We start from the raw sequence: 9,097 nt of genomic DNA on the forward strand, positions 1-9,097 counted from the left end.
CCCATCGGGAACGGCAGGCCAATTGGCATCATCGGACAGATCGGCACCGGCCTCTACCAGACCCGGCCAGGTGCCGCGCATCTGCGTGATACACCCAAGCCCCGCGATATAGGCGGCCCGCTGCGCGTCCGACAGCAGACCGGTACTAGCCGCCGCCACAAGATTGATCTGGGCCATTTCATCAACCACCGCGAAGATCCGGCGGCGACATTCAGCCTTGCCCTCATCGAGCCGCGCCGCCAGATCAGGCGCCAGTTCAGTCTCGGACTTGGCGCGCTGGCTCCAGCCCTGCACCCATTCGCCCGCGACCAGCAGCGGCGCTGCATCACGTTCCAGAACAGCACCGACCTGCTGTGCTGGCCGGTCAGCGACCGTGACCGGATAGAGGCCAAAGGTTGCTGCCAGTGCGTCAGAAATGACCTTGGGAAAGCTGGTCTTGGAATTGCTTTTGCGAAGCTGCGCAAGACTATAAGGGAAGGCCGCAACCTCCCCATTCTTGATCAAGACATAGGTCATGCGACCCTCCATTTTGAGATGCCGGTTTGCTGGGAAAGTGCGTAGACAATCGTTCTGTCTGAGGGGTGAGCTGCTACCCCCCCAATTCCAGAAAGGTTCACCGCATCTAAATAAGAGCCCACATAGATCACTGAGGTTAAATCGTAGGGCGTTGACAGCTCAAATTGAACAAGGGTCTTCAAGTTGCGGTCGGCTATGTGCAGCAGCGTCCCATCGTGGCTGATGCTGATGCCGTAGGTCGCCACAAACGCCAGAACGCCAGGTAGACTATCGAGATCGATTTCCTGCCCCGCGTCAGGAGTAACGGCCACAATCGTCGAGGGATCAAACGGCGACGTCATTGAATACCGCCTGACTATGTGCCCTGTATCCAGGAGGTACACATACAATCCGTCGCGGCTTGTGGTGGCCCCGACACATGAGACGTTGCTGTTTGCGGAGTTTTTAAAGCGATAAGCTGTACCTCCAGGAACTCCTGCAAAACTGTATGGCGTGGGCATGGTAAAATCTCTGGTTTCAGCATCACCCGTAAACATCATTCCCTTTGTTCCATCAGCAGCCACGGCTATTCCGAAGGTATCCGAGTTTGTCCAAGTGTATTCGTTTTCATAGGTAAACGTGGCCAGGTCCAAGTCGCCGGTGAAGTGGTTGTAATCGTGAAAGGTATAAGTCGAAGAATAAAAGTGGTCCCCGCCGTCCACCCACCAGCCAGACCCGTAACGCACCAGCGCTGGGTAAGTGCTATCAATAGCCAGCAGCTTGGCGTCCTCAATAGATCCACCAGACCCAGCGCCGCGAAGTTTTGCAGATACAGTCACGCCATCGCCTCCCCAGCCACAAAGCCGAACCAGGTGGCCCCGGCATCCGCTGTCAGGAAGGTCAACACGTCTGTTTCGCCACTTGCAGGCGCATCCGGGGCAGATCCTCCAGACCAGACCACCCAGGCAGGCCAGGTCAGCGTATGATCCCCGCCCGCAGTCAGGCGCAATGTGAAGGCACTCGCAGCCCCAGCTGCTGCCGGATTGGCAAAGGTGAAGGTTGTATTGCCTTCGCTCAGCAAGGTGAACACCGTGCCCGCTGCAAGATCGATGTCAGGAGCCACACCGGCCAAAGGCACCACCGTTTCCTGCAGGCTTGCCAGCTTGGCCACACCTGACACCTCGACAGAGGTCAGGTTGGCGACTTGCCCAGAGAATAACCCGCCCAGTTTGTGGCGTCCTGGCTTGGGTCCAGCAAGACACCGCTGTGATCGGTCTTGGCCCGGTATGACTGGAAGTCTACCAGCGAGAAAAAGGATTGACCGGCGCTGTAATCCCCGCCGCTAACCCAGGCGTCAGCCGCAGCTCCGCCCGCCGCTGCCTCGGTCGCTGCAGCGCGCTCCCCAATCCATGCAATGGCCGCTGTGATCTCCACAGCAAAATCTGCAAGCCAGATTAGAAAGGCATCCATGCGCTCAGAAAAGAACCCCTCGCGCCGATTGGGCATCACGGGGGGCAGTGTAATATTTGGATCTGCCATCAGGTCAGGCCCTCCACTTTCAGTCTCAGTTCAGATTCAATCGGGTCGCCGGTGCTGACGTCCCAGTCGGAAAGTTTGCCGTAGACCGTGACGCCGATCTGGTCGCTGTCTTCACCGCCAAACACCACAACCGGCTTGGCGCGGTTTTCCTCCAGGATAATGGCGATGCGCCGCCCCTGTTCGGTTGGCACTCTGGCGCGATAATCCACCACCTTGGCAAATGGCCGCTCAACAATGGTCATGTTGCCCCACTGGTCACGCTCCGCTGTGGAATAGTCCTCAATGCCAAAGCTGGTGCCAAACAGGGCCTCGCCAATATCGTATTCCCGGCCCAGGACGATCTGGCCGATCTTAGGCACCGCATCGGTCGAGGTCAGCGAGATCTCATAGGTGGCCTGCGCATAGGGCGGGATCTCGTTAAACACCGCTTCAGAGCGCGTCCGGTGCGGCTCAAAGCAATAGGTGAAGGCGTCAATTATTAGACCGGTATCCACCAGGGAAATGGTCCTGGCATAGACCACCCCGTCATTGGGATCCGTCACCGTCAGGGTGATCTCGGACCCCGCGAGACCGAAACAGCTCACAGCGCTGACCGGCTCTGGTAGCTGGTTCAGCCGATAGACCAGCGCCGCGCCTGCCTCGCCAATGGCCTGATCTGTGATGAACTTATCAAAGGGACGCCATGGGTTGGTGGCCCCCAGGCGGATCCAGTATTGGTTCAGGGTATCGCCTGCAGGATCTTCGCCCTGGTGCGCTTGAATACACTCATAGCGCCAGTGAACCCGCATCACCTGATCTTCAAGCAGGTAACTGGTGCCAACCGCCCAGGCGGGATGATCATCCTCTGGAAGGCTGGAATACAAAAGGTTTGCCTCCCCAATTGGGAAGGCAACCGCGAGCCTCAATGTCATGTGATTTATACCTCTTGCCGGGTTGGTGGTTGGCCCAGGATTTCGCGCCCGCGTTCCAGCTTGGCCAGATCCGCTGTATGCTTGGCGACCTCGGAAAGGCCCTTTGTGGTACTGGCACCCATTGCCGACATGACCGCCAGCACCTCCTGCAGCACCGCCACAACGCCGCGATTGTCCAGCATGGCCTTGCTGTCAGAATTGCTGACCACGCGAGAGGGGCCGGTGTTTTCCAATTCCCAGCCCTTTTCCCCCACAACACGCCAGCCGCCCAGGTGGTCGCCCCCAGAAGCAAATCCCGGGACCGTCATGGCGTTGCGGATGTTTTCCTGCAGGCGTTCCTGATAGGCCACCGCGCGCTGGCGGTTATCGTTTGCCGCTGCGATCTGATCCTGCAGCCCGCCCTGATCCCAGAACCCGGCATCACGGAACGCCGCCAACTGGCTGGCCGTTCCAGAGATCCCCGAGGAACTATAGGCAAGGGTGCCATCATCGCGCAGGTTGATGCCCGAAAGAGAGACGCCGGTTGATGCCACCAGATCCTGCAGTTTGTCTTCCAGCCCCTCAGTTCTGGTCAGCGACTTGCTGCCCCAATTGTCGTCGAACTTATCGACCTTGGCCTGCAGGGTAGAGACGCGCGCCGCCGCCTCGGCTGCGGCCTCTGCGCGAGCGCGATCGGCTGAGATCTCCGACTGCAAAGACCCAAGCGAGCTGACCAGCGCCTGCATCCCCGTGGTCATACCCTCGATATGGCCAGACAGCGCATCGATCGGCGTTCCAACCGCGTCTTGCATGCTGTCCGCAAAACTGCCGAGCGGGTCAAACTCGAATGAGCCGCCCAGTGTTAGCCGCCCGCTTGTGGCACCCGAGATCGCCACAAAGAACCCCGCCTGCTCATCACTCAGGCCAGTGAGATCCACCCGGCCATCCATGATACGCTCAAAGCGCGTATTGATCCCGCGCAGGGCAGTCAAATCATCCTCAGACAGATCCGCCTGCGCGCTGATCTCCACAACCCGCTCTGCATTTGTCACAGCTTCGGCCAGCAGCTCGCGCTGGCGATCCGTGAGCTGATCGCCAAAATGAGCATCGATCGCCAGGGCGCGCGTCCCATTAGTGATCGCGTTCAGCAGCAGCTCTTGCGTGGCCTCTGGCAGATCTCCGTTAATCGTCGCATCCATGCCCACCAGCAATTGCCGCTGTGAGGCCAGCAGCGCGCGCACTTCACCAGGTGCCAGATCGCCAGATACCGCCAGATCCAGAGAGGCCGAATAGCTGCTGGCACCCCCGGCAACAATCGCCCGGATCTCGTCAGATACCCCGGTATCGAGCGAGACCCCCAAGGCATCGCCCAGGGCATCCACACCGCCCAGGGCGGCGCGCATTGAGCGGCCATTCAGATCAGATCCCAGCACCAGATTAACCGATCGCGTCAAATCGCCATTTTCAGCCAGAACCACCGACAACAGATCAGGATCAAGCCCTGCCGCTGCTGCCAGCTCAACATTGCGCACCAGGTCAGAACTGGCCCCGATCGCCATTTCCAAAACGCGATCAGAGACGCCATCGAGATCCGGCACCAGCGAGATCGTGCGGGTATGCTGACTGGTGGTCTGCAGCGCCAGCCAGCGCAGTTCCGGCGTTAGCCCATCGGTGCTGAGAACAAATTCAATTGCCGCCTGCAGCGCATCACGACTGCCCCGGATCAACTCCTGCAGCTCTGGCGTGAGGCTGGACAGATCCAGCTCATCGATCGACAGCGTGATCCCGTTGCGCAAAAAGTCCAGGCTCAGCTCTGATCCTTCAATCGCCCCCTGCAGCGAAAGCAAACGCCGCTCAAAGGATGCAATGACGTCCTGGTCGATGGTCTCGGCACTCTGCAGGTAGCTGCTCAGCTCTTCCAGAACCCCCAACTGATCCCGCGCAAGGCTTTCCAGAACCGTATCGGCTGCGCCCTCAATATCTGCGAGACCGGCCAGCCGATCCGCTTCAGCTCCGACCTGTGCCGCGATCCGCTGCGCATCCACCAGAGATCCCGCCTGCGAGGTGGCCAGCGTCAGATAGCGACTGGCAACACCGCCAAAAGCCTTGGCCGCATCAACATCGCCCTCGCGCGCCGCTGCACTCAGCCGGTCCATTTCTGCCCGCGCCGCAGCAACCTGCGCACCGGCCCCCAGCAAAGAGGTTGAGCCATAGCTGAGATCCTTTTGCAGATCCCGCAGGCTGGTGCCCGCCCGGACCCAATCCTGCGCAGCCCGCGCCGCCTCAGTGGCCGTGTCGCGCGCCTGCGCCATCAGGCCAGACACCTCGCCATTGATCCCAGCCACACTGTCAGACAGCGCCGCACTCAACCCCTGCAGTGCTGGCAGCGCCTCATTCATGGCACCACTCATCTGGATCAGTTCTGCATAGAGCGCGCGGCCCGCCTCAGAGGTCAGATCGATCGCCTCGATCATGGCGCGGAATTCTTCCCGGCTTTTGGGCATGGCCACGCCCAGCTCTTCAAACCGCTCCGCAAGGCCGCGCAGTGTCGTTTCCTGCCGCTCCGCATCGCTGTAAAAGGCGTTCCAATAGGCCAGCACCGAAGTGCTGAAGGCTTCAATACGGCCGAACTGATCAACCAGGTGCGAGGCCGCATCACCGCCTAAGATAGACGCCGCAAAGGCAGAATGCCCCAGCAGGTCAAAGGCCTCGGTTGTGGCTTCCAGACCCGTTGAAAGCCGGGTCAGCTTATCCGTGGCAGTTTCCCCGGCGCGGGCAACCGCCTCTTCGCCAAGGATCAGCTCTGCCATTGCGCTGGAGGTCAGTTCCAACTGCTCTGCAAGCGCGGCTTGGATCTCTTCCTGGTTCTTGCCATTGGTCCAAAGCTGGAAGTCAGCCCCCACAAATGTATCGATGGCATCAGAACTGAGGTTCAGCACATCGGCCATATCGTGCAGGCCAGCAGTAATGCCCGTCATGCTTTGATCCAGCGCCAGCTCAAACTCAGCTTCCAGCGGTTTCAGATCCGTGCGGTTAGAACGCAGAAAACCGCCTTTGTAAAAGTCGAACTGTGCCCCTTCAAAGCCCTCGGCACCAAAGTTGCCCCGGATACCGGACCCGGCATATTTGCGGCTCAGACCTTTGGCCAGCAGCGCAATGCCAGCAACAACAACGCCGATGCCAGGCAGTGCCGCACCAATGGCACCGAGGCCACTTGATGTCCCAGAGATCAGCCCGCAAAGATTGGCAAAGCTGGACGTCAGACCGCCCCCAGAGAACCCCCCACCCAGACCGGTGCCAATACCAGAGGCGATGCCACCACCGCCTGCCAGATTGAGCGCAGAGCCAAGCAGCCCGAGACCGCCACCACCGCCGCCGCTGCCAACCAAAGCCGCCCCTGCAGAGCCGCCACCGCCAAGCAATTGATCAAGACCAAGCGCGCCCGTCACCGAGGCCACCACCGGCAGCACAATCTTGGAATGGGCAAACTGATAGGCAATATCGCGCAGCATCCCCTGCCCCGTGTCGGTAAGACTGCCGCCCTCAAAAGCCACGCGCGTGATCTGCTCAGACCAGCGCGCCTGCTGATCTTGGACCCCCCCCAGCCCCGCCTCTACGCGGTCCAGCTCCACCACCTCATTGGCCAGACCCTCAATCTGCGCCTTCCTGAGACCAAGCCCCTCTTTGCCCAGCTTTTGCTGCACAGAGCGCACCGCTTCCAGTTTCTTGCGCTGATCATCCGTCAGGCCCAGCAGCGACCGGCGCGCGGCAATCTCTTTGGTCAATTGTGCCAGCGCGCTTTTGGCCGCAGCTCCGCCTGCAGATTTGACCTTATTCAGGGAAGCTATGCGCTTTTGATATTCCGCATTCAAAGCCTGCTCTTGCTCATAAAGCTGGACCTGCTGATTGATGCCTTCCTCAACAACCCGGCGCTGCCCATCTGCCATGTCCGACAGAGCTGGCAGGCTGGCCTCAAGCTGGGCACGGTACTTGGCGGCATTGGCGGTCAACTCATTACCGCCCCCGGCAAGGGCTGCAATGCCCGCCTTGATCCCGGCGATGTTTGCAGTCGCGCCCGCCAAGGCCCCCGGCAGTGCGGTCAAATAGCCCTTGATGGCTGCGGCCTGCCCCGCCGCCACACCAAGCCCCTGGGCGAGCTGGCCCGCCGCCACAGTGCCGCGATCGGTCAGCGCGACATTCTCCGAAGTAATCCCGTTCAGCTCATTCAAGCGGCGCTTCAACTCGGCAATGTTCTCCAAATTTTGCTTTCGAGCAGCCGCCTCTTCCTCGGTCAGGACATTGCCAGCCTGCACAAGTTTGAGCATTTCAGCTTGCTTCAGAAGCAGCCGCACAACATTGCGCTCCGCAGCCTCATAGCCCGCAGCCATGAGCGCTGGCATTTCCACCAGGTCTTTATCGCTGGGCTTGGCCAGCTCATCCAATCCAGCCCTTGCAGCCTGCAGCTCAACCAGCAGATCGCCATAGCCCAGTGCAGCCAAAACTGCTTCCCGGCGCTCCGCTTGAAGCTGCTCGATCACAGCGCGGCGCGCGTTCGCCTCTGCCATTTTCGCCTCGACCACAGCCAGCGTGACCGGCCCGCCCTTGCGCAGGGCATCTGCCAGCCGCGCGCTGGCGTGGATCTGATCACCCATCGCAATGGTCACGTTATCCATCGCGATCTCATGGGCTTCAGCAAAGGAGGTAGAACCAAAACCTGCATCGGCAAGGGCGGTGCTGGCGAGCGCCAGCGCGGTGAACCCTGCAACCGCCAGCCCGATAGGAGACGCCAGCGCCACCACTGCGCCAACCAAAGGCGCGGCCAGCTTCAGAACCAGGCCCAGACCAATGGCGACCGGCCCCAGGGTTGCGGTCAAAGCCGCGCCTTTGGCGATCAACGCCTTTGCCCCGTCAGACAGATTGTTGAACCACTCAGCCGCATCCGCCGCCTTGCCGCTCAGATCCTCCAGAAAAGGTGCCAGCGCTACCGTCAATTGATTGGCGACACCGCGCCCCACCAGCCCCATGCGCGAGATCGCGTCATTGGTGCGCTCGATCTGATCTGCATCGACCTCAGAGATAGCAACGCCAAAGCGCTGCACATCTGCAGAAGCCACGCGCAAAGCGCTGCTATCGATCCGGGTAAAGATCAAACCGGCCCGACTGCCAAACAGTTCCGAGGCCACCGCCCCGCGCTCCGCAACCGGCACATAGTCCGCAATGGCGTTCTGGATTTTGGCCAGCCGCTCATCCAGGCGCAGGCGCGACAGCTCGGCCGCGCTCAGGTGCAATTGCTCCAGTGCCTTCACGGCTGGCCCCGCGCCCCCCGCCGCCTGGCTCAGACGTTTGGTGAGCTGGATGGTTGCCTGCTCGACTTCCCCGATCGACACGCCAGACAGATCCGCCGCGCGCTGCAGCACCTGCATCGATTGCACAGACGTGCCCAGCGATTGCGCCATCTTGGCTTGTGCGTCCACAATCTGCAGGCTGGATTTGACTGCGATCACGGCAGCGCCTGCCATCGGCAAGGTCAGCCCCAGCGCCATTTTGCGCCCAGCTTTTTCAACCGCAGACCCCATCCGCACCATGCGGCGTTCCACGTTGCCCATAGCCGCAATGCCGCGCTTGGCACCGCTTTCAAAGGCAGCAGATTCCAGAGACAGCAGCCCGCGCAGCGAGCCAATAATAGCGCCCATATTTTCACCTATTTGGATTGGAATGATTGGTTCAGAAGGAACTGGTGCAGCCGCGCGTGATTGGCTTTTTTCTCACCAGATCCGGGCTTCTGTGCAGCCTTCGCTTTGGTGAAATCCGGCATTTTGTTTGGATTATGGAACCCAAACTTGACCAGTGTTGCCAGCTCTTGATTGAGCACCCGCCGCGCCTTGAACTCTTCGTTTTTGGCTGTGATCTTACCGGAGGTGATCAGGTGGTATTCCCGCAAGGAGACGTCCCAGAATTCAACGTGGTGCAGGCCAAACCCGCACCACGTTTCTAACAGGGATTGCCAGTCTAGTGGCTCACGGGGGTCTCTGCCTTTCCCTCGCTGGCTTCGCCAGCCTCTTCGCCAGCCTCGGCACTGGCAGGGGCCAGCTCAGGGAAGGCGCAACCAACCGCCTCGGACAACAGCGGCATCAGCTTGCGATAGCCGCCCGCCGCATCGATCAGCTCATAGG

Annotated in this window: 7 protein-coding genes; all 7 read right to left on the reverse strand. The window is 60.4% G+C overall.

The genetic code is table 11. From position 1 onward, the window contains the following. A partial coding sequence (locus B4968_RS22375) for a hypothetical protein (RefSeq protein ID WP_139792990.1) occupies positions 1 to 516 on the reverse strand: 516 nt, incomplete at its 3' end. Further along, entirely contained in the window at positions 513 to 1,334 is an 822-nt protein-coding gene (locus tag B4968_RS22380; protein WP_083101388.1) for a hypothetical protein, read from the reverse strand. The genes B4968_RS22380 and B4968_RS22375, both read right to left, overlap by 4 nt. Continuing rightward, positions 1,331 to 1,666 carry a hypothetical protein gene (locus tag B4968_RS22385; RefSeq protein ID WP_083101389.1) on the reverse strand — a complete coding sequence of 112 codons (336 nt, stop codon included), beginning with the start codon at positions 1,664 to 1,666 and terminating at the stop codon, positions 1,331 to 1,333. Before B4968_RS22385 ends, B4968_RS22380 begins: the two co-directional genes overlap by 4 nt. Positions 1,667 to 1,686: 20 nt before the next feature. Next, positions 1,687 to 2,034 (reverse strand): hypothetical protein, encoded by a 348-nt coding sequence (locus tag B4968_RS22390; protein WP_083101390.1) that lies wholly within the window; start codon positions 2,032 to 2,034, stop codon positions 1,687 to 1,689. Then, complete coding sequence (locus tag B4968_RS22395; RefSeq protein WP_139792991.1) at positions 2,034 to 2,945, reverse strand: hypothetical protein; 912 nt, start codon at positions 2,943 to 2,945, stop codon at positions 2,034 to 2,036. The genes B4968_RS22390 and B4968_RS22395 overlap by 1 nt, the downstream gene beginning before the upstream one ends. Positions 2,946 to 2,950: 5 nt before the next feature. After that, entirely contained in the window at positions 2,951 to 8,617 is a 5,667-nt protein-coding gene (locus B4968_RS22400; protein ID WP_083101392.1) for a hypothetical protein, read from the reverse strand. Between the two features lie 8 nt (positions 8,618 to 8,625). After that, positions 8,626 to 8,865: a hypothetical protein gene (locus B4968_RS22405; RefSeq protein WP_083101393.1), complete on the reverse strand. Its 240-nt coding sequence runs from the start codon at positions 8,863 to 8,865 to the stop codon at positions 8,626 to 8,628. Between the last annotated feature and the right edge of the window lie 232 nt (positions 8,866 to 9,097).

This window comes from Pseudophaeobacter leonis (assembly GCF_002087335.1).
Lineage (GTDB): Bacteria > Pseudomonadota > Alphaproteobacteria > Rhodobacterales > Rhodobacteraceae > Pseudophaeobacter > Pseudophaeobacter leonis.